The organism is Streptomyces sp. NPDC102274, assembly GCF_044766385.1.
In the GTDB taxonomy this organism is placed as follows: domain Bacteria; phylum Actinomycetota; class Actinomycetes; order Streptomycetales; family Streptomycetaceae; genus Streptomyces.
Window position 1 is genome coordinate 1 of sequence record NZ_JBIWLW010000070.1, and the last position, 17,992, is coordinate 17,992.

Here is a 17,992-nt window from a genome sequence, read left to right on the forward strand (position 1 = left end):
CTCTCCCCGCCGGAGTTCGAACAGCAGCACCACAGGACAGCTAAACCCTCACTCGCAGCATGAACCCCTGTGTCCACACTCCGGGGGTTACCTCAGCCCTGCTCATTCCCGGCGGGGCGGACACAGTTCGGGTCTCGTTGGCGACGACGACCACGTTTCGGAGTACTGGGACGTCAATCCGCCACGACATGTTGTGTAGACCAGATCGATCTCCACGCGGTGCACATGCTGGCCCGGGACGGGTTCGTACGCGCCCGCCGAGTCGGCGGCTCCGGAGACCTGGGCGCGGACGTCGTAGCCTGGGATCCAGACGACAGGAAGACAGTGGTGCAGTCGATACACCGGACGCCGCGAGTCCTACGGCGAGACCCACCGGGCCGTCGCCGGCCTGGTCTCCGACCGCGCCGCCAAGCGGGCCACCCGGCACAAGCCGAGCACCGAACTGGTCCTGGCCCGGCGACCGCCTGCTGAACACCCACCAGAAAGACCAGCACACCCCAACCTCAATCGCCGAGCAGTCCGTGAGCTCAACCTCACAACGCGCGGCCGTCGTCGCCTTGTGCTTCCCGCTCCAGCGTCACGCAACTGATCCGAGTGCCATCCTCATGGCCAGTCCCATGAACTCCCGTGACCCAAGTACATGCGCATGAGACCGGCCTGCCGGCAGCGCTGCGAGCAGTACTGCCCCCGCGCACCCCGAGGGCGTCCCAGCCCCTGCTGCGCATCCCGCCGCGGGAGGGGCTGTCCACAACTCACGCATGCCGGCCCGGAGTCGTCGACATTCGGCGCCAACGACTTCTTCGCTTTCCCCCTCCTCTTCGCCATGACAGCGATGGTGCCGAGCACGCACAGCCATGGCAAGGGGCCAATCGCGGGGGAAGCCGTAAGTGGGCTGGGAAACCTGGCTTCCGCACGACCAGCGAGGGCCGGTCTCGGGGTCGACCGCCCAGATGTACTGCGCATTGGGGATGCGCGTCATCCCGAAGTCGTACAGTTCTGGGGCCCCAGACCGCTCCCATTCGTGTCAGGCTGCGTCCAACTCGTCGGCCAGTCGGCGCGGGCCGCCGTGCCGGGCGGTCGCCGTGCCGCCCTTGTCCACCTCGATCATTGCCCACGAAGGACGGCCGTTGTACTCCCAGGCGTTCACGCCCTCGTCAGCAGCGAGTGTGTGGACTCGGATGTCAGGGCGAATGACTCGTAGCGCGAACAACAGACTGACGTCTTGGTGGAGCTGCGCCAAGACCCGGCCGAACGGCTCTTCTGCGGCGAGTGGTTGCCCCTCGCGGACCTGCTCCCACGTCAGCCCTTGTGAGACGCCGCGGGCGGGCATGAACGTCGCCAGTCCCTGGACCCACCCGCGCGCCGACTGGCCGTCCGCAGCGACTGTGAGCGCGACGTGCCCGAGCCGACCCTACGGGGTCACGATGCGGCCGCCGGGCCGGGTCTGTGCCACCCATGCCCACAGCACCTCGTCAACAGCGTATGTGGAAATGATCCGGTGGAACTTACCGGCGCCTGGCGCACCAAGGGCGCCGTCACCGGTAAGCACCTCGACGCCACCGCCTGTCGCGGCGAGATTCGCGGCCACACGAGGGGCCCGGCACCTGTCGGGGGCCCGTCGCTGTTGGGGTTCACGCTGGGAGCTCTGGACCAGTGGGAGGCTTACGAGTCGCTCGTTCGGATCTGCGCTCCGTGCTCGTTGCGCGCGTACGTACGTCGCGTGTTCTTCTCGATCTTCCGGGCGACTTCGGAGTCGAGGTCCACGCCGTTCATCTCGGCCAGCGCCGTCAGATAAAGGAACACGTCGGCCAGCTCCTCACCAAGGTCGGGCAGACCTTTGCGCCAGGCGGTGAAGGCTTCGCCGACCTCGGCGGTGAGAAGGCCGAACTCCGAGGCCACGTCCGTGGTGTTGAACCCCTTGAGGTTCTTGTTTTCCCGGGCGAGCTTCTGGGCGGATCCGATCTCCAAGACTCCTCCGGCGGCGGTGCGGCAGGTGCGGCAGGTGCTCCCGAAGCCTAGCGGGAGCGGTGTGCCGGCGCGCCGGCTTCGTCAGGCCGTCACCCTGTCGAAGGGAGTTCGAGGGTTGTGGTGTCGAGGGTGAGTACGTGGGTGTAGTCCGCGAGCGTCGAGAAAACCCGCTCGTCGCCGTTCACCAGGGCCGAGACCTCCTCCTGACTGACAGCCTCGCCGTCACGCGAGAGGAGCCGCCGACGGATGACGGCCGGAGGCGCGGTGAGGTGGACGAGCACGCCGGAACGCTCGATCACGCTTTCTGCGAGATCGATGGCCTGGCTCCAGTTGATCCGGGGTTGGCCCCGGTGCAGTGGACCGTAGACCAGTTCGCTGGTGAAGCGCCGGTCGAAGAGGATGCGTCCGGTCCCGGCGAGGATGCTTCTGTAGCGGCTGGCCAGGTCGAGGTGGTCCGGCGTCCTGGGAGAGTGCACCACAGCGAAGCCGTGGTGCGTCGATAACCGTTCGGTGAGCGTGCTTTTGCCGACTCCGTCGCAGCCTTCGAGGATCAGCGTCTGGTACTCGCCGGCGATCTCGTCGAAGTTCATGCCGCCAGCCAGGACGAGACGGCCTCGCCATGGTCGAGGTGGGCCTCGGCGGCGTACTGGATCATGAGATTCCGCCAGTTGGGCTCCCTGCCGTGGGCGTGCGTGAACGACGGTCGCGGCTGGAAAGCCGCGATGCGCACACCCCTGGCGGCAGCCGCGCCGATCAGCAGAGCAGCTCCCGACGGTGTCTCCGGCCCGGAGACGTCGGCCAGAAGCCTGGCAGCCGAGCACACCGCGGTCAGGTCAGCCAGGGCCCCCGCTACCGGGTCCACAGCCGCGAACCGTTGTGGCACGACCACTGTGTGGCCGGCATCCACGCAGGCTTTCGCCAGATGATCTCGGCCCCATGCCCTGTACGGCGACGCCTCGACATAGACCGGTGCACCGATGACCGCAGGCTGCCCCCGAGCTGGGGAACTCGATCCGGCAGGTCGAGCAGCGTTTCGACGGCTGCGTCGAGGGCTGTACTGGTCTGGGCGCGTTGCGCGATCGGAAGCCCGTGAACCGGGAATGGACTGGAGCCGATGGCAGGGCCGGTGCGCCGAGCCGGGCGACGCGGACGATGCGGGTGGCCACGGCTTGAAGGAGAGGGTCGGGGAATTCGAGGCCGGGGCCGGACTCGGTCAAGGAGTACGTCTGGAAGTCGGTGGTGAGCACGATGACCGGGATGCCGGCGGCAGCGGCGTATCCGATCTCCATGCAGACCCCGTCGTCGAGGCTGGGGCCGTGCAGGACGGCGACCATGGCGTCGAGACGGCCGAGACGGTCGCGGTCAAGCTCGAACAGGCGGCGCCCCTTGACCTCGGCGACCAGATCCTCCTCGTCGGTGTCGCAGAACGGCAGGAAGACGCGCTCGGGACCGACCTTCGCGGCGAGTCGCTGGGCGAGGCCGGCGGCAAGAGCGCGGTCGTGCGGCAAAGAGCCGGTGGGCTATGTAGACGGACACCGGGAGAGGCCCCCCAAATCGGTGGTCAGGCGCGGCGAGGCGCGGGGATCGGACTTTTGCATCCTTCTCGGTCCGGCTACATCCCCCTCGATCCGAGCCCGCCAGGGACATGTGCCCACTCGTGGGCACACCCTCAAGTCCCGTTGCGCAAGCAACGAAGGACCGCCAACAGCCTCTTAATTTCGGTTCTGACTGCAAGATCCGGCCGCCTTTGCGTAAACCCCAAGCTGGCGCCGTGGAAAGAGTATCCGCAGGCAGTCCGGTGCAGTGCCGGTTCGGTGTCAGCCGAAGCTCGTGGGCACCGATGGAGTCTCCACACGCGGCCACGCCTGGCTGACAGCACCCGGCTGCCGCCGTCAGGCGGTAACCGCGGCGGCCGGGACCTGGGCAGGGTCAGGTGGCCTGGATGGTGTATTCGGCGCTATGGGTCATGTAGGGGGTGGTCTGTTCGTTGGCTGCGACGACGTACGTGCCGAAGACGCAGCCGTGGCCCTCGGCGGCCAGGACGAGGCGTCCGTTTTGGTCGGTGGCGGCGGCAGTGGCGCCGGCGACGAAGGCTATGGAAGTTGATGCCTATGGTGATGCCCTGCCCACAGGCAACAACGTGGTGGCCGTTGCTTGTGCCGGCCGCGGCCCGCTTCTTCTCGCCCACCTCGGCGCGCGCGGACCTGCCGGGCAGGCCGCCGGGGGGCGGGAGCCCCGTCGGTTGGTCGGTTGTGGCTCGGCTATCTGGGCGGTAGGCCGTGGTCGCGCAGCGGCCCGATGCGCAGACCCGATTGCTCGCAGGTGTCCAGGAGGCGGGGCAGGGCGCCGAGGGTGTTGCGCCAAGAGCCGGGGGCCGAGGTGCAGTCGGAGTCGTGGAGCAGGATCGTGCCGCCACCGTCCAGGTCGGCGGCGACGGTGCGGTGCACGGTGTCGGGGGTCGCCCGCGCCTGCCAGTCCTCGCCCCAGCAGGTCCACAGCATCGGGGTGAGGCCGATGCGGTGGGCAGTCAGGTGGGCGGCGGTGGTCATCACGCCGTACGGGGGCCGGAACAGCCGGGGCGGCCGGCCGGTGATGTCGGCGACGGTGTCGCGGGCGCGGGCGAGGTCATCGTACGTGGCACGCGGGCCGCGCAGCAGCAGCGGCCGGTGCGCCCAGCCGTGGACGGCGATCTCGTGCCCCGCGGCAGCCATCTCCCGCACCAGGCCCGGGTCGCGGCCGGCGGCGGAGCCGAGGAGGAAGAAGGTGGCCCGGATACCGCGCTCGTCCAGGAGACTCAGGAAGAAGGGCGTGGACAGCGGGTCGGGGCCGTCGTCGAAGGTCAGGGCCACGTGATCGGTCCGGCCGCGTCCGGCGAGCCGGGGCATGAGGCGGTTGCGCAGCGGCCCGAAGGTGGAGACGACGGGGGCGGCGTACGCGACGGCGAGGACGGGCAGAGCGGCGTAGGCGAGGCGGCGGGCCGTACGGGCAGTGGACATCAGCGGTCTCCGTCCGCCCGGGAGTGGTGGTGGCCGTCCGGTGGGAACGCGGGGGTGACGTGGTCCAGGCCGTGGTCGATGGCCTGGAGTACGGTGCCGCCGCTGTGGGTGGCGGCGATGCCGGTGCCGACGGCGGCGGCCCACAGGGCGGTGGCCAGGACGGCGGTGACGGCGAGTCGGTGCGGGCCCCGGTGGTTGCGGCGGCCGGGCGGGCGTACGGGCGCCGGAGCGGTGCCCGCGCCGCACGCGCGGAGGATGGCGGCCACCGGGCCGGTGTTCGGGTCGGCAGCGAACAGGGCGAGGCCAGCGGCGCGTTGCCGCTCGCCGCGGGGGCCGTCGAGGAGGTCGGTCAGGGTCTGCTTGAGGTCGGCGGGGTCGCGTATCCAGGTGGCGAGGCCCGCGTCGTGCAGGGCTGCGGCGTTGGTCTGGCCGTGGCCCGGTATGCAGCCGTAGCTAGCCATCGGCAGGCCCGCGGCGAAGGCCTCCAGGGAGGTGAGGCCGCCGGCGTTCTGGACGAGGACGTCGGCCGCGTGCATGAGGCCGGGCATGTCCTCGACCCAGCCGTACGCGTGCTCGATGCCGGCCTCGCGCAGCCGCTCGGCCAGGGCTTCGTTGCGGCCGCAGACCACGACCGGCACCGCCGCGCCGCAGTCACGGATCTCGGCGGCCACCTGCTGCACCGGGCCGACACCCCACGAACCGGCGACCAGCAGCGCGAGCGGCGCCGTGGGCGGCAGGCCGAAGCGGATGCGTGCCAGCCGCCGCTCCACGTCGCCGACGGGCGAGAAGCGGGCGTTCACGACCGGGCCGGATGCCAGGGTCTTCGCGGCGCCGCAGGCCCGAGCCTGTTCGGCGGGTATCTCGTGGGCGGCCAGGTGGAGGTCGATGCCCGGCGCCACCCACAGGGGGTGTACGGAGAAGTCGGTGAGGTATGTGATCGCAGGGACCGTCAGGCGGCCTCTGCGGCGCAGCGCCCCGAGGACCTGGCTTGCGCCGGGGTACGTCGACACCACCGCCCGCGTGTCCGGCGGCAGCGCCCGCAGCGTCCGCCCCTCCGCGCTATGCAGCAGGGCCCGCGCCCCCGGGCCGCTGCCTCCGGCGCGCTCGGTGGCAGCGTAGATCCGCTGGTAGAGACCGGGGGCGTGGGTCAGCATCCGGTGGTAGCCGTCGCTGACCGCCTTGCCGAGCCGGGCCGGGAGCAGGTCGAGGAAGTCGAGCCGGTCCACCGTGTAACCGGAGGCATTCAGCCGGGCGGCGAGCTCGGCGGCGGCACCGTCGTGCCCGGCCCCGACGCTCGCGGAGACGATCACGATCCGCCCGCCGGGGCTCGGCTGGCGATGCCCGGGGAGGGCGATTCCGGCCGCTGCCAGGTCCATGGGAGTGCCGGGGTACGCCAGATGGACCGCACTGCTGGGGGACGACACGAGCGATCAGCCTCCATGGACGTCGACGAGCGCACCACATGCGCTCGGACGGCGCGGGACGCGAGCCGTTACTCTACAACATGTAGTAGGTAAGCCTCTGCGACGTGTAGTAGCTCGCCGGGTGTCCGACACGGTCACTCTTCTACAGGGCGTAGTAGATTTGGTGGCCGTTGGGAGCGGCCACCGGACCTGGTGCCGGCGGCGTATCGGGGCTAGGACGAGGAAGGCGTGTGACGGCATGCGCGACGTAGACCGAGGCGGAGCGGATGGCCACAGGCGGGCGCCCGGGGAACTGGAGACCGGGGTGCTGGCGGCGCTGTGGGCGGCGGACGGACCGCTGACGGCGGCCCAGGTCAACGAGCGCCTGCCCGGCGACCTGGCGTACACCACAGTGCTGACGATCCTGTCCCGCCTGCTGGACAAGGGCCTGGTGACCCGACAGAAGGCGGGGCGCGGCTACGCCTTCACGCCGGTGCGGGACGAGGCCACTCACACCGCCGGACAGATGCGCTCGCTGCTGGAGCACGGCTCGGACCGCGAGGCGGTGCTGACCCGCTTCGTGGACGAACTGTCGGCGGACGACGAGCGACTGCTGCAGCGGCTGCTCGGCGAACACGGCGAAGACAAGGAGCTGTGACCGGTGCGGGTCAGCGTGTACATCCCCTTCGTAGTCAGCCTGCTGCTCGCGCTGCTCGCCCCCTGGGCCGCGCCCCGGCTCCCGCCCCGCCCGGCTGCCTGGGCCCTGACCTGCGCCGCGCTGGTGATGGCCGGCGGCTGGGCGGGGGCGCTGGCGCTGCTGGCGTTCACCGGCGTCGGGCAGATACCCGAGGTCGCCGAGCAGGGACCCTGGTCGGTCAGAACGCTTCAGGCCGAGAACCCCGTACGTTCCGTCGTGGCCTTGATCTGCGGCCTGGCTCTGGCCGGGAGCGCCGTCGCGCTGGGCGTCACGGCACGCAGGCAGGTGCGGGCGCTGCTGCTCGCGCGGCGCGACTGCGCGCGGCTGCCCGGCGGTGAGCTCGCCGTCCTCGACGACCCGCAGCCGGAGGCGTACGCGCTGCCCGGCATCCCGGGCCGGATCGTGGTCTCCCGCGGCATGCTGTGCGCCCTCAGCGGCGCGGAACGGCAGGCCCTGCTGGCCCACGAACGAGCCCACCTACGCCACCGCCACCACGCCTACCAGACTGTCTGGCGCCTCGCGGCCGCCGTGAACCCGCTGCTGCGTCCCCTCACGACCTCCGGAGCCTTCGTCCTGGAACGCTGGGCGGACGAAGAGGCTGCCGCCGCGACGGGCGACCGTACGGTGGTCGCCCGCGCCGTCGCGCGCGCGGCGCTGGCCACGTCCGGTGCCCGCCGCCACCCGGGAGCCCTGGCTGCGGACGGCGGGCCGGTACCGCGCCGGGTCAAGGCCCTGCTCGCGCCGCCCCGGCGGCCCCGGCGGCTGCCCCTGATCGTGGGCGGTCTGCTGCTGGTCCTGTGCTGCGGCAGCCTGGCCGAGGCCGCCGTCGACACCGACGCGATGTTCGCGGGCGCGATGTACCCGCACGGCACGCCCGCTCACCGGGCGGGCGACGGGTCAACCGACGGGCTCGTGGTGGTGCACGTCGGCCGCCGCGACTGCGGGGCCCGGCACGGGACCGAAGCGCGTGAGGTAGGGCACCAGGTGCAGGCGGGGCAGCAGCCAGACATGCCACACCCCGGTCAGGCAGATGATCGCCGCACCGCTGATGAGTACGGAACCGAGCACGTCGGTGGGGTAGTGGGCGCCGATATAAAGGCGGGAGAAGGCCACCAGAAGCAATACCGCGACGCCCACGACGCCGGCCGGGCGCTGCCAGCGGGTGCCGCGGGCCAGGAAGTAGGCGGCGGCGACCGCTGAGACGGTGAACGCGACGTGGCCGCTGGGAAAGCTGTTCGAGCCGATCTCGGGGTCCAGGGAGTAGACCGCCGGGGGCCGGTTGCGGGCCACGAGCAGCTTGCCGATCTCGGAGGCGTTCCAGCCTACCGCGACCACCAGGAAAGTCGACACCGCCGGGACCGGCCGGTGCCGTACGAAGAGCAGCCAGCCGCACCACAGCGCCAGGATGGCCAGCCCGCCCACCGGCGAGGCGATGTAGCTGACTCCCAGCATCACCGTGTTGAGCCACCCGGTGCGTGTGTCGGTCTGGATGGCGCGATCCATGGCGAGGTCGTACGGCGGGATCAGCGCGGTGTGGGCGGCGACAAGCCCAAGACTGATCGCGGCCAGGAACACCACAACGGACAAGGGCAGCCATCTGCGCACATGAGGCATGAGGGGAGATCCCTTTCTTGTGGTCGGCAAAGACCGCACATAGCCGCTGGGCGACGTACAGGTGGCGCCCGGGTGGCGGTTCAGCGGCCTCCGTTGAATCTACTACATCTTGTAGAGTTACTGGTGCCGCCCGCATCTGTTCCTCGCTCGGCGGCCGAGACCGGGACCCGGCGGGACGGAGGAGGTCAGGCGGATGAATGCCATCACCGACTGGCTCGGCGGGCTGTCCGGCCCGGTGGTCTACGCGGTCGTGGCGGCCCTGGTCTTCGCCGAGGACGCCCTGTTCTTCGGCTTCGTACTGCCCGGCGAGACCGCCGTGGTGATCGGCGGGGTCCTGGCCAGTCAGGGCAAGGTCGAGGTTTGGTGGCTCGCACTGGCCGTCGTCGTTGCCGCGATCGGTGGCGATAGCGTCGGCTACGAGGTCGGGCGCCATCTCGGGCCGCGGATCCTGGGCACCCGCCCGCTGCGCCGCCATGTCGCGCGTGCCGGCAGGGCGAAGGCGCTGATCCGCCGCCGCGGCCCCGTGGCGGTCTTCTTCGGCCGCTTCTTCGCGTTTTTCCGCGCCATGATGCCCGCGCCGGCCAGCGTCTCCCGCATGCCGTATCGCCGTTTCCTACTCTTCAACGCCCTCGGCGGGCTGGCCTGGGGTGTCAGCTTCACCCTGCTCGGCTACTTCGCGGGCACCGCCTACACCCGCATCGAGGGGCTGGTCGGCCGGGGCGTCGCCGTGGTGCTGGCCGTCGTCGTCGCGGCCGCGGCGGCCGTGTGGCATGTGCGGCCGGCGGGGTCGACACCCCCACAAGCGGTCAGGACGGCCGCGAGGACGACCGCCGACCGCTCCGGGTACGCCATATCTCCGCCACCAACGGCAGCAGCGAGACCACCACGATCACGCCGACCAGCAGCAGAGGGTTCGAAGTGCGAGCCAGCAGCGCCCGCCCGCCGCGACGCCCGAGCAGGAACCCCACCTGCGCCCCGGCCGGGGCTCCGACGATGGCGCACAGCAGCACCTGCCACAACTCCAATCGCGGCGCCTGGCGACCGCTCCCCGCGCACAGCAGTCCGGCCGGGACGTCGCCGGGTCGCCGGGGAGGAAGAAGCCGACCACCAGCAGGCCGGACTCCGCGAAGGTCACCACAAGGACACCCAGCGCACCGAAGGCCGCCAGCGCCGAGGTGCTGTTCATCGGGTTGACGGCGATCGCTGTCACGGCCGCATGGCTGGTTGTTCCCACCGAGTGATCCCCCGTCAAGCGTCGCATGGAGGCGGTTGGGATGCCCCCCTGTTTCTACAGCATGTAGTAGCAGGGTCGGTGTGTCACCGGGCGCCGACAACCTTCAGCAGGAGGTGCAGGTCGTGGGCGGCCCGACAGCGCACCAGCAGGTGGCGGCGTGGAGTGGCGTGATCGCCCTCGGGGCAATGCGGCGGCCGTGCGCCTGGTTCGGGCCAAACGGTTCGACCCGCCCATCGAGGCGTTCGCCGAGGCCACCGCCAAGCACCCCAGATGGGCCGCCACGAGCGCGGCGAGGACGACGCCACCTTCACGGACGCGATGATCGTCGGCTGCTCGCAGATCCTCGCGCTGCTCTTCCGGGGCTTCTCCCGCTCCGGCGCCACGATCTCCACCGCCCTCATCCGCGACCTCGACCGGGTCGCGGCCATCCGGCTCTCCTTCTTCCTCGGGATCCCGGCCCTGACGGGGGCGGGCCTGTACGAGCTGAAGGATGCACTCGACACCCGGCATGGGCGTCACGCCGGTGGCCGTGGGTACTGCCGTCTCGTTCGTGGTCACGTACGCGGCTGCTCACCACCGGCGTACTGAACGCCTGAAGTGCGACGTAGACGCGGTAGCCGTAGTGGACATGCAGGCAGAACGCTGTAGGCGGTTTGGAAGTAGTTGTCGGACGGATGGGCCTGTGCGGTAACGCTCTGGAGCCTTTTACGCTACGGGCCCCGATCCAGCTCGGCACGACCACGCGCAGCGGGGCGCCGTGCGCGACAGACAGATCCTGGCCGTCGACCGCCCAGGCCAGAAGCACTTCGCCGGAGGTTGCCTTCGACGCGGGGACGGAGCCGCCGCAGGGCCCCGGCAGGTCGGCCTCCTGCGACATGTCGGTGCAGGCGAAGGCGATGTGGGCCGCCTCCGCCCGTAGTCCCGCCTCGGCCAGTACATCTGCCAGCCTCACTCCGCCCCAGCATGCCGTGGAGGTGGCTCCGGGGCCCCAAGGGATCTCGCCCGGTATGTCGCGGAACTCCATGAGCTCGGCGCGGCGGTTGCCCGCGCACTGCGGCGTCGCCACCACCTGTCGCTCGGGGAAGCGTTGCCGCAGGTCGTTCCAGCGACAGCTCCAGCGTGTGGTCGACCAGACCGTCCAGCCGAAGCCGCCAGCCCGCCGGGTCCATCTGGGGGATCGGCCCGTGGTTACGCCGTAGAACGTGTCCAGAGGGGTGAGGATCTGACCGGCGAGCGCGCCAGGAGGCGGTTCGGCGTTGTACGGGTCAGTCTCATGCGCGACGATATTGTCCTGCTTGCCCCATATGTTCATTCAATGATTATGCTTGGAATCCCCCGGGGTGACATTTCGGCCGATGAACTGTGGAAACGACGTAAACGTCCCACGGCGCGGTGCATACCCGCGAACGGGGCCGCCGCCAGGCAAAAACGGCCCTGGCCGGATCGAACGATCAGGCCAGGGCCGCTTCCTTCGGCGCGTTCGACGTCAGCGCCTGTGACGCCTTGTCCTACGTCCCGGACTCCGCCGACGCCTTCGGCTTCGCCGGTGACATGGCGGCCGGGATCTCCTTGGCCCCCAGCATGGCGGGCGGCTGGTTCTCGGCGCCGAGCCCCCAGCTGGACGACGCCGCGTCCGTGGTGAGCTTGAAGTCGACCGTGCCTGCGGCGAGCAGGTCGTGGTGCGAGATCCAGCTGCGGCCGGTCTTCCTACCGCCGACGGTCAGCTTGTCGATGTACTGGTTGACCGATGCCTTCGCCCCCGGGGCGTTGAGCGTGAGCTTCGTGCCATCGGACTGTGTGATCACGGCCTTCGGGAACATCGGCGCGGAGAAGATGTAGTTGCCCGTGCCGGGCTGCGCCTCGAAGAGGCCCAGCATCGCGAACGCGCCCATGGCCGAGCTGGCGCCGAGGTCGTCGTTGCCGGGAACACCGTTGTACGTGTCCGTGTAGAGGGCGCGCTGCGCGCGTGTCACCGCGGAGGTCTTCCACGGGCTGTCCGTCCACGCGTACATCCACGGGGCGTGGAAGTCGGGCTCGTTGTTCGGGTTGAACTCGAAGTGGCCGTTGTAGTCGATCGGTCCTGTCACCCAGTGCTTCGACGCCGCCGTGGTGACGTCGTCGAGGACCGCCGGGAAGGTGAAGAACGTATCGAGCCGCTTCTCGGCCTCGTCGGCGCCGCCCATCAGCGCGAAGAGCGCCTCGGGGTCCTGCTGGCCGAGCCACTGGTACTGCCAGGCAGTGCCTTCCTTGAAGCCCTTGCCGTTCACCACCGCGTCGGTCGGTACGAAACTTCCGTCAGCGGCGCGGATATGGGGGAATCCGGTATAGCCCTTGGACTCGATGTCCGGATTCCAGATGTGTTCGAACTCGTCGCAGCGCGGCCGGAGGACGTCCGCCTCCGCGACCTTTCCGAGACCGATGGCCATCGTGCCGAGCGCACAGTCCGCCAGCGAGTATTCGAGACCGATGGAAGCGGCTTCACCCGGACTGCGCTCGGCCGGAATGAATCCCTTGGACAGATACTCCGGATTGAACTCACGGGCCTTGATGTTGGTCGCCGGCGGCGGGACCTCGTTGACGTTCTTCCACAGCGCGGAGAAAAGCTTGGCCGAGAGTTCTTCATCGAGCAGACCGCGCGAATAAAGGGTGACGATGAAGGGCGTTACGGGATCACCGCTGGTGGCATTCGTCTCGGCCTGGCCCAGCGACCACCGGGGCACCCAGCCGCCCTGTTCATAGATCGCCAGAATCGAACGGGCGATATCGGTCGCGCGTTTCGGTTCGAGAAGCGCGATCAACTGGTTCTGGGATCGGTACGTGTCCCACATCGACAGCATCTGGTAATAGTCGTCACCCGGTGCGACCTTGTGCGGTTTGCCGTCGAACCCCTGATAGGTGCCGTCCACGTCCTGTGCGACCGACGGGTGCAGCAAGCTGTGGTACAGCTCGGTGTAGAAGGTCTTCAGGTCGTCGGTCGAATCACTGGTCACCCGGACGCTCCGGAGCTGCTTCTTCCACGCCGCGTGCGCGTCGTCGCGCACCGTGTCGAAGGACTTCAGCTTCCCCCGGGACCCCGAGCCCTTGGACAGCTCCGCGACGCGGTTCTTCTCCGCGCCCTCGACCGAGGTGTAGGAGATGCCGGTGTGGGTGACGACCGGGGCCTTCCCGCCGGGTGCGAGGGAGATGACGGCGCCGCCCGTGGCGGCGGTTCGCCCGGCGACGGGCACCTTCTCGCCGCGGTTCCAGGTGGCGACCCCGGCGATCGGCTCGGAGAGCGTCATGCTGAAGTGCAGGGTGTAACGGCTCGGCCGGTTGGGCCCGCAGAAGGAGCCGCTCGTCACCGACCCTTGGATCTTGTCGCCGACGACCTTCACATCGCTGGCGAACGTCTGCCCCCAGACGTCCGTGACATTGACGATCAGTTTGCGGTCCGACTCGCCGTGCGCGTACGTGAACCGGTCCACGCCCGTACGAGTGGTCGATGTCAACTCGGCACGTATGTTGTGCTTTTCCAGCGTCACGCCGTAGTAACCGGGCCTCGACACCTCGGTGTCGTGACTGAATTCAGACATGTTCGCCGAGAGGGATGTGTCGGTCACCGCACCCACGGTCGGCATGATCCGGATCCAACTGCCCGCAGGGCAGCCGATACCGGAGATGTGCACCTGACTGAAGCCGGTCAGAGTAGTGGCATCGTAGTTATAGGCGGCGTTTCCCACATTCGTGTCCGGACTGTTCTGCACCATGCCGAACGGCATGGACGCGCCGGGGAAGGTCATTCCCGAAGTGGTGCTGCCAACTTGCGGATTGACGTAGACAGTCGGATCCGAGACCGAATGCGGCGCGGCGCCGGCGGCGGGAACTCCCAGCATGCCCGCCATGACCGCCGCGGCGGTCGCCCCCACCACCGTTCGCAGCCGAATGCCGAATCTGGACATGTTGAGCCTCTCGCTTGACAACGTTGTCGCAATGGCACGTCGGATCTTACAGTTGGGGTGATCCAAGTCAAGAGACCGGACGAAAGCCAGTGCCCCTCCCGGCGGGGGTTTTGCCCCGTCGCGGCACCCGGCCCCGGCGCCGAACGACGTCTCCTCGATCCGGCCCCCGTGATCCGCCCGGAGCCGGATCACCGAGTGTGGCCTGGCTTCCCGACCCTCAGCCGCTGGTCGCGCGTTCACGTGTGCGTACGGGTGGTGTCCTGCTCATGTGTCAGCCGTCGAAGCGGGGTCCGACGAGGCCGGGCGGCCATCCCGCGGTCTCGACGGCGGCGTCGTAGACGGCGTCGCCGAACGCCACGATCGCCTGGTGCGGGTCAGCCGTGTTCCGCAAGGCGGCCCAGGGCAGAAGAACGAGGCCCGCATCGGGATGCCAGGCCGCGCCGTCGACACCCCAGGACCTGCCGTCCAGGCCGTCCGGCTGCGGCCAGATAGTGGCGTACATCCCGGGATCCGGCGACTCGGGATTTCCGAAGGAGAATCCGACCGACACGTACTCCTCGGCCATGCCGTTCTGCATGAACGCCGGACGGTCGGGCGGGGGCAGGGTCGACACCGCCCCACATCACACCGACCCGAGGGTGGTGTCCCCGGTACGGCGCCTGCCAGGTCTCCAGCGCGCCCGCTGCGAGGTCGAACCCCGCCCAGATCAACTCGGCCGCGTCGTGATCCCACGAGCGCTCGACACGATCGGCGTCGAAGCCCGCTGGGGCATCCGCGATTTCGCAGATCACCGTGCTGCCCGGTCGAGGCAGGCCGAGTTCGGCTGCCGCACGGCAGAACGCGGCATAGAACGCGGCGGCGACGACGTTCCTCCGTGCGTCCGCATTCCACCACGACCTCATCCACCAGTTGAGGCGGAAACACACGCGTGAGAACTCCCAGAGCAATACGATCCGAAAACCGATCACCCTCAACCACCTTCAACTGACCTGGCCTTGGCACACCCACTCAAGGAGCCAGCACCAGCAAAGTCGCCGGTATTGAGGCTAGGGGGTGTACGTGAACTTACGGAAGTCATGCGGGCTGCAGGGAAACGCCGATGAGAGGATATCTGACTGGATCTCTCTCAGCAGTACCGCACTCAGGTATTCGGCGAATCCCAGTTCGTGGAACTCCCGGCGGTCACCGCGTGCTTCGTTGATCAGTACGGCGAACTCGGTGGGTTCTTGTCCAGGAAGGATCCGCCAGGAGAGCCACTCTCCGTTGTCGGTGGTGCCCCATGGGACGATGCGGCTTCCCGCCGGATCGAGCTGGGCGGGTTTGTCCTCGACGTCGAAGATGTCCTCGTGAGCCTCTTCGCGCTCGGCGGACGACTTGGCGAGATCGTAGTGCTGGTTCGGAGAGGACGGCGCGAGGATGTACAGGTAGCCGTCGACCCACCCGCCGCCTACTCGCTCAATGAATTCCTTGTAGTCGTCCGGGAGTCGGACCTGGAGTTCCGACTCGATGCCGGACCAGTCCTGCTGCTGTGCGGCCGTAGCATCTGTCTCCAGCACGTCGATCAGACGACGTACGTGCTCGTTCACTGGGCCTGCCCTCTTTGTTTCAATTCCTGGGTTCGTTGGGGATGTAGATCCGGTTGGTGCCGGTGGTCGCGCCCTTGGGCATGAATTGGAATCCGTCGGAGCCCTGTGCCTCCAGCCAGACGCCTTCGGGGATGACGCTGTCACCCTTGTACACGGGGGTGGCGGAGTATTCAATCACCTCGCCGTTGTCCACGGCCTTGCGTAACTGGCCCTCATAGCGCCTCATTATGGGGCTGTTGGCGTAGGCGTGCATGGTGACGAAGTTCCGCGGGTCCTTGTTGGATCCGCCGATCTGCGCGCCCAGAAGATGGGCCCGGTTGTATCCCTTGTTGCTCTCCCATCCGGCCGGGTCGACGCCGGGGTCGGGTGTGTCAAGGCCGTGTGCGGAACAGGCGGCACGGCCTGCCTCTTCCTGTGCGCCCCGAACCCCAACCCTGGCGCGGGCAAGCCCAGGGCGAGTCAGCCGAAGGTCGAGAACAAGGACCTCGACAAGATCATCAAGGAGCTCCACCTCCGCGATTCGGAGAAGGGCGGTTTCGGTGACGGTCGTACGGCGACCGCACTCACCCAAGAATTCAACACCGGAAATGAAGTGAAGACAGGAAAGGGCTACCACATAGAAAGGGCATCAAGCAAACTGTCCGGCCTCGCCTCTCTTCTGGAGAAAGACCGGGTAGCGCGCGAGAAGGGCAACGCGATTCTTTCGGACTCCGATCTGAAGATCGCCCGTCAAGAATCTGCCGACCTCTACAACGCGCTGAACTCGGTGGATGTCACCGGGAAGATGACCTCCATGGTCAACAACAACGAGGCGCTGAAGCGGACCTTGACGAAGAACCGTGACACGGTCTTCAAGGCATCCTCGCTGAGCGATCTGACAGGGGCCACCTTCACACGTGACAAGTACAGTGGGCGCCCGGTACCCGACGGTGCCCCAACGAGGGTCAAGGGCTTCTACAAGACGTTCGGCATCGCCGGAGGGCTCGCAACCGTCGGCCAGGCCCCCGGATACATCAGGGAATACGGTGTGAAGGACGGCCTCACGGAGATGCTGAAGGACAGTATCGACCCGCTGGGCGCCCATCACCTCCTGGACCCCCCGGCACCTCAGGTCGCCTGAAGTTCAGTTGCCCCGTAGTGGATTATTGCGTTGGGGCCCACTTCCGTCGGGAGCCGGGCCCCAACGTCTAGCGTGTTCTCTTCAACGATGAGAACGAAAAGAATGAAGAGGGAGCAGACGAGCAATGGAAGTACAATCTCGAGCAGCTGTTCCTGCCCTGCTCGGTCATGTGGTCCCGGAGGTCAAGGAGCAGGCCGAGGCCGCGGCGGACCTGGACCTGTACGACTTCCTCAAGGACGTCTTCACCGACGGGTTCCTCGTTCCACTGCTCAATTCCGCGCAGACGCACGGTGCGGACGACGGCGTGCTCACGCGGTGTTTTCGTTTCGTCGAGATCTTGTTGACAAGTCCTGATGCGTCCATTCGGTCCGCAGCCGCGTTCCAGGTGATCGAGCCACTCTTCGATGACGAGCGACTACTGGTGGCATCCTTCCCGGAGATGGGAGAGGAAGCGCTCGCCATCGCCGCAGACACGCTCGACCTCGACCGGATCTCCTCGGATGCGAGGAGCATCCTGCGCCCGTACCTGAGTGGTCTCGGTCACTGATCCCGATCTTTCGCGGCGGCTCGTCAGTTGATCTGGCGGGCCGTTTCGGGCTGCCGGTACTACAAGCCGTGGTTCGTGTCCGTGCCTGGTCGGTGGGTGAGGCGTTGGCCGGGTTGTGGGCACGGAGCGGGTGGTACGGGTCTGAACGGGTTGGTTCGATGACTTCTTCGCTTCGTTGGCGGGTCCTCGGGCGGGCGGAGCCGCGTTGGATGGCGATGGCGTACATGAGGCGCTGATCGAGCCGGTCGAGCGCAAGAACGGCTGGCAGATCGCCGAGCATGTCGGGCATGCGACGCCGGACAGAGCGCAAGACTTCGGCGTAGTCGGGCGATGTCACGGGCACCGTGACGGCTCACGTCGTCGACCCCTTGGCGTCTCCGACTCGCAACCCGAGTCCTTCTTCCCCGACGAGGGCGGCTCCGGGATCTGCGACCCGAGTGCGGGGAACTGCGCGTAACACTGTCCGAGACTGATTGAAGCGTGGGCGGCGGCTCGGCAAGGGGACCACCACCCGCCGAGCCGCCGCGTTCATGGTCGTAGGGTCTGGCAAAGGATGCGGACGACTACGTGCAAGATGCCCTCTATCTCCAGGTCTATGAGAACTTCCTGGAAGGCCACCACATCTTGATTCGTGCCTGGGAGTTCCGTGGCCCGGCAGCGCGCTCGGGCGTCGAGGAGATGCTGGCGCAACTGCGCGGGGATTGAGGAGAACTGGAGTGGCATGCAGCGTTGCCAGATCAAGATTGAGAAGCATCGCGGCCGGAAGATGGGTCCAGTACACGAGGAAGGGTTACCCTCGATTCGTCAGCGGTCGTGAGTGCGTGACTGGGCTGCTGGTTCGCCCCGTTTGTCCCTCGTGATCGCGGGCGGGGGCGTCGCGTGTCGCTGC

The 17,992-nt window shown here is 68.3% G+C and carries 17 protein-coding genes and 5 pseudogenes; 8 read left to right on the top strand and 14 right to left on the bottom strand.

All coding sequences use genetic code 11. The features are described from left to right. Positions 1-1,024 precede the first annotated feature (1,024 nt). From ACIRQP_RS40640 to ACIRQP_RS40675, 8 genes are all read right to left on the bottom strand, one after another. Positions 1,025-1,330: a hypothetical protein gene (locus ACIRQP_RS40640; RefSeq protein WP_403900264.1), complete on the bottom strand. Its 306-nt coding sequence runs from the start codon at positions 1,328-1,330 to the stop codon at positions 1,025-1,027. Between the two features lie 81 nt (positions 1,331-1,411). Beyond that, a complete protein-coding gene (locus tag ACIRQP_RS40645; RefSeq protein WP_403900266.1) occupies positions 1,412-1,588 on the bottom strand; it encodes a hypothetical protein in 177 nt (58 codons plus the stop codon). A 74-nt stretch (positions 1,589-1,662) separates the two neighbouring features. After that, positions 1,663-1,968, bottom strand: coding sequence for a MazG-like family protein (locus ACIRQP_RS40650; protein ID WP_403900268.1), 306 nt, complete (start codon positions 1,966-1,968; stop codon positions 1,663-1,665). A gap of 89 nt (positions 1,969-2,057) precedes the next feature. After that, entirely contained in the window at positions 2,058-2,558 is a 501-nt protein-coding gene (locus ACIRQP_RS40655) for a hypothetical protein (RefSeq protein ID WP_403900270.1), read from the bottom strand. After that, complete coding sequence (locus tag ACIRQP_RS40660; protein WP_403900272.1) at positions 2,555-2,830, bottom strand: hypothetical protein; 276 nt, start codon at positions 2,828-2,830, stop codon at positions 2,555-2,557. The genes ACIRQP_RS40655 and ACIRQP_RS40660 overlap by 4 nt, the downstream gene beginning before the upstream one ends. Then, positions 2,802-3,476, bottom strand: a complete 675-nt coding sequence (locus ACIRQP_RS40665; RefSeq protein ID WP_403900274.1) for a nucleoside 2-deoxyribosyltransferase — start codon at positions 3,474-3,476, stop codon at positions 2,802-2,804. Before ACIRQP_RS40665 ends, ACIRQP_RS40660 begins: the two co-directional genes overlap by 29 nt. 753 nt (positions 3,477-4,229) lie before the next feature. After that, on the bottom strand, positions 4,230-4,964 hold the full coding sequence (locus ACIRQP_RS40670; protein ID WP_403900276.1) for a polysaccharide deacetylase family protein: 735 nt from the start codon (positions 4,962-4,964) through the stop codon (positions 4,230-4,232). Continuing rightward, entirely contained in the window at positions 4,964-6,388 is a 1,425-nt protein-coding gene (locus ACIRQP_RS40675) for a glycosyltransferase (RefSeq protein WP_403900278.1), read from the bottom strand. Before ACIRQP_RS40675 ends, ACIRQP_RS40670 begins: the two co-directional genes overlap by 1 nt. Before the next feature lie 238 nt (positions 6,389-6,626). On the opposite strand from ACIRQP_RS40675, the gene ACIRQP_RS40680 reads away from it, so the two are divergent. Next, positions 6,627-7,025: a BlaI/MecI/CopY family transcriptional regulator gene (locus ACIRQP_RS40680; RefSeq protein ID WP_403900280.1), complete on the top strand. Its 399-nt coding sequence runs from the start codon at positions 6,627-6,629 to the stop codon at positions 7,023-7,025. A gap of 126 nt (positions 7,026-7,151) precedes the next feature. After that, a complete protein-coding gene (locus ACIRQP_RS40685; protein ID WP_403900290.1) occupies positions 7,152-8,264 on the top strand; it encodes a M56 family metallopeptidase in 1,113 nt (370 codons plus the stop codon). Here the strand turns inward: ACIRQP_RS40685 and ACIRQP_RS40690 are convergent. Continuing rightward, a pseudogene (locus ACIRQP_RS40690) lies at positions 8,148-8,678 on the bottom strand (phosphatase PAP2 family protein); the annotation flags it as partial. The gene ACIRQP_RS40685 and the pseudogene ACIRQP_RS40690 sit on opposite strands and share 117 nt — an antisense overlap. 193 nt (positions 8,679-8,871) lie before the next feature. On the opposite strand from ACIRQP_RS40690, the gene ACIRQP_RS40695 reads away from it, so the two are divergent. Together ACIRQP_RS40695 and ACIRQP_RS40700 are read left to right on the top strand one after the other, a co-directional pair. Further along, positions 8,872-10,083 carry a DedA family protein gene (locus ACIRQP_RS40695; protein ID WP_403900281.1) on the top strand — a complete coding sequence of 404 codons (1,212 nt, stop codon included), beginning with the start codon at positions 8,872-8,874 and terminating at the stop codon, positions 10,081-10,083. A 90-nt stretch (positions 10,084-10,173) separates the two neighbouring features. Next, positions 10,174-10,480 (top strand): annotated as a pseudogene (locus ACIRQP_RS40700) (undecaprenyl-diphosphate phosphatase); the annotation flags it as partial. A 147-nt stretch (positions 10,481-10,627) separates the two neighbouring features. Here the strand turns inward: ACIRQP_RS40700 and ACIRQP_RS40705 are convergent. From ACIRQP_RS40705 to ACIRQP_RS40725, 5 genes and pseudogenes are all read right to left on the bottom strand, one after another. Further along, positions 10,628-11,224: pseudogene (locus ACIRQP_RS40705) on the bottom strand (molybdopterin-dependent oxidoreductase); the annotation flags it as partial. Between the two features lie 196 nt (positions 11,225-11,420). Further along, on the bottom strand, positions 11,421-13,850 hold the full coding sequence (locus ACIRQP_RS40710) for a GH92 family glycosyl hydrolase (protein ID WP_403900282.1): 2,430 nt from the start codon (positions 13,848-13,850) through the stop codon (positions 11,421-11,423). Positions 13,851-14,121: 271 nt separating this feature from the next. Further along, positions 14,122-14,752 (bottom strand): annotated as a pseudogene (locus tag ACIRQP_RS40715) (DUF5996 family protein). Positions 14,753-14,896: 144 nt separating this feature from the next. Further along, positions 14,897-15,436 carry an SMI1/KNR4 family protein gene (locus tag ACIRQP_RS40720; RefSeq protein WP_403900284.1) on the bottom strand — a complete coding sequence of 180 codons (540 nt, stop codon included), beginning with the start codon at positions 15,434-15,436 and terminating at the stop codon, positions 14,897-14,899. A 19-nt stretch (positions 15,437-15,455) separates the two neighbouring features. Beyond that, positions 15,456-15,899 carry a DNA/RNA non-specific endonuclease gene (locus ACIRQP_RS40725; protein WP_403900292.1) on the bottom strand — a complete coding sequence of 148 codons (444 nt, stop codon included), beginning with the start codon at positions 15,897-15,899 and terminating at the stop codon, positions 15,456-15,458. Between ACIRQP_RS40725 and ACIRQP_RS40730 the strand changes: the two genes are divergently transcribed. The 4 genes and pseudogenes from ACIRQP_RS40730 (at position 15,816) to ACIRQP_RS40745 (ending at position 17,808) form a co-directional block, all read left to right on the top strand. Beyond that, positions 15,816-16,556, top strand: a complete 741-nt coding sequence (locus ACIRQP_RS40730) for a hypothetical protein (RefSeq protein WP_403900294.1) — start codon at positions 15,816-15,818, stop codon at positions 16,554-16,556. The genes ACIRQP_RS40725 and ACIRQP_RS40730 overlap by 84 nt on opposite strands. A 169-nt stretch (positions 16,557-16,725) precedes the next feature. Continuing rightward, a complete protein-coding gene (locus ACIRQP_RS40735; protein WP_403900286.1) occupies positions 16,726-17,103 on the top strand; it encodes a hypothetical protein in 378 nt (125 codons plus the stop codon). 188 nt (positions 17,104-17,291) lie between these two features. Further along, positions 17,292-17,419, top strand: a pseudogene (locus ACIRQP_RS40740) (IS701 family transposase); the annotation flags it as partial. Positions 17,420-17,670: 251 nt separating this feature from the next. Continuing rightward, positions 17,671-17,808: a hypothetical protein gene (locus ACIRQP_RS40745; protein WP_403900288.1), complete on the top strand. Its 138-nt coding sequence runs from the start codon at positions 17,671-17,673 to the stop codon at positions 17,806-17,808. Positions 17,809-17,992: the final 184 nt, after the last annotated feature.